The 1,970-nt window shown below is 41.1% G+C and carries 2 protein-coding genes; one reads left to right on the forward strand and one right to left on the reverse strand.

What is annotated here, in order from left to right; genetic code table 11:
- Positions 1 to 244: 244 nt before the first annotated feature.
- Positions 245 to 1,090 (reverse strand): tachylectin-related carbohydrate-binding protein, encoded by an 846-nt coding sequence (locus tag F6K20_RS36295; RefSeq protein ID WP_287298062.1) that lies wholly within the window; start codon positions 1,088 to 1,090, stop codon positions 245 to 247.
- A 558-nt stretch (positions 1,091 to 1,648) separates the two neighbouring features.
- Between F6K20_RS36295 and F6K20_RS36300 the strand changes: the two genes are divergently transcribed.
- A partial coding sequence (locus F6K20_RS36300) for a MutS N-terminal domain-containing protein (RefSeq protein WP_502708921.1) occupies positions 1,649 to 1,970 on the forward strand: 322 nt, incomplete at its 3' end.

Below are 1,970 nucleotides of genomic sequence, written 5' to 3' on the forward strand. Positions count from 1 at the left end.
TGTCCAAGGACGGGGCGCGATTACCAAAAATTTTTGGTAATCAACTCCCTAGTCCAGGGGAAACGCATCTTATTTTTGTACATGCTGGCGGGGTCAGGATTTCAGCGATCGAGTCCTGCCCATGAATCAATTGATGAAATCCTTACTGGATAAGGGTTTTGCAATTTAGATGCGAATGCCGCTGGTTCCTTTAGTAACCGCGTGATTGAGATGCTCTTACCCTGAGCTATAAACCTGGCTGACCCTAGAAGATATTCTGGTATTCGTTCCAACCGTTTGAAATAACCTTCTCCGCACCCTGATTCTGAAAGTTATTAAGATCCGGTAGACCAATATAGCTATAGTAGGACAGTTGACCGTTGGGCTTTAGAGCAAACAAAACTCCAGAACCTCCGGAAAAAACTCTACTATATTCGTTCCAACCGTTTGAAATAACCTTCTCCGCACCCTGATTCTGAAAGTTATTAAGATCCGGTAGACCAATATAGCTATAGTAGGACAGTTGGCCGTTGGGCTTTAGAGCAAACAAAACTCCAGAACCTCCGGAAAACACTTTACCATATTGGTTCCAACCGTTTGAAATAACCGTCTCCGCACCCTGATTCTGAAAGTTATTAAGATCCGGTAGACCACTATAGCTATAGTAGGACAGTTGACCGTTGGGCTTTAGAGCAAACAAAACTCCACAACCTCCGAAAAAAACTCTACTATATTGGTTCCAACCGTTTGAAATAACCTTCTCCGCACCCTGATTCTGAAAGTTATTAGGATTCGGTAGACCACTATAGCTATAGTAGGACAGTTGGCCGTTGGGCTTTAGAGCAAACAAAACTCCACAACCTCCGGAAAAAACTTTACTATATTGGTTCCAACCGTTTGAAATAACCTTCTCCGCACCCTGATTATGGAAGTTATTAGGATCCGGTAGACCACTATAGCTATAGTAGGACAGTTGACCGTTGGGCTTCAAGGCATAAAGAATCTGAAAACCAGACTGACCTTGAGTCAAAACAGGGGTCAAGGTTGTAAATAGCCCGGTCATGGTAGCGAGTACAACCAAAAACCTTCGACGTCTGATGACACTTTTCATTTGTTATACGCCGTTTCATGTGAATAAATGTGATTCGATTCCCTCCCAAGCTATAATTTAGAATATTTTAAATAAACACAATACTGTCATCAACAGCTGTTTAATTTATTCCACTTTATAGGGGCATCAGCAAGGGAATTGCTAAGTATTAAACATACACATAATTGAGAATAATTTAGTTAGCACAATTGAGAATAGTTTAGTTAGCAAAGTTATAAAAAATTAATAATAATTAAGAATGATTTAGAATAATTTAGACATTCTGGCTAGGCTATACAAAGCCAGGGTAAGCGCATCTTGTCAACAAACCGGGGGTAGTTCTCAATAAACCCGGTGTTATTGTGCTTATTGACAAGATATTTTATACATATAGTGTTTATGTAAATAAAGAAACACTATATGTATGAATCAATCAATTAGATCTGTTTACTCTGCTGCCTAGTCTTGATAAAACCATTGCGATATAGTAATAAACCCTTAGTGGAAATGAATCTAACAAACCGAGGGTGAGTTGGATTTACCTCTTAATATAGAGTATTGGTATTTCTAGCTTAGTCAATGAGCAGATCCCCTCAAGCATCTACTCCCGAATCCAACGATAACCTTCCGAAAAGGGCAACTGAAGCAGCAAGGAAAGTTGCGCCTGAGAATACTGACCATCGGACAGTGGACCGCAGTAAGCTGACACCGATGATGCAGCATTTTGCTGAACTAAAAGACCAGTATTCCCATGCTGTGCTGCTCTACCGAGTTGGGGACTTCTATGAAACCTTCTTTCAGGATGCCAGGATAATTGCTGAAGCCCTGGAACTGGTCTTAACCAGCAAAGAAGCTGGTAAGGGAGTGGGACGGGTGCCAATGACAGGGGTTCCTCATCATG

The sequence above is a fragment of the Moorena sp. SIO2C4 genome, assembly GCF_010672485.1.
Taxonomy (GTDB): domain Bacteria; phylum Cyanobacteriota; class Cyanobacteriia; order Cyanobacteriales; family Coleofasciculaceae; genus Moorena; species Moorena producens.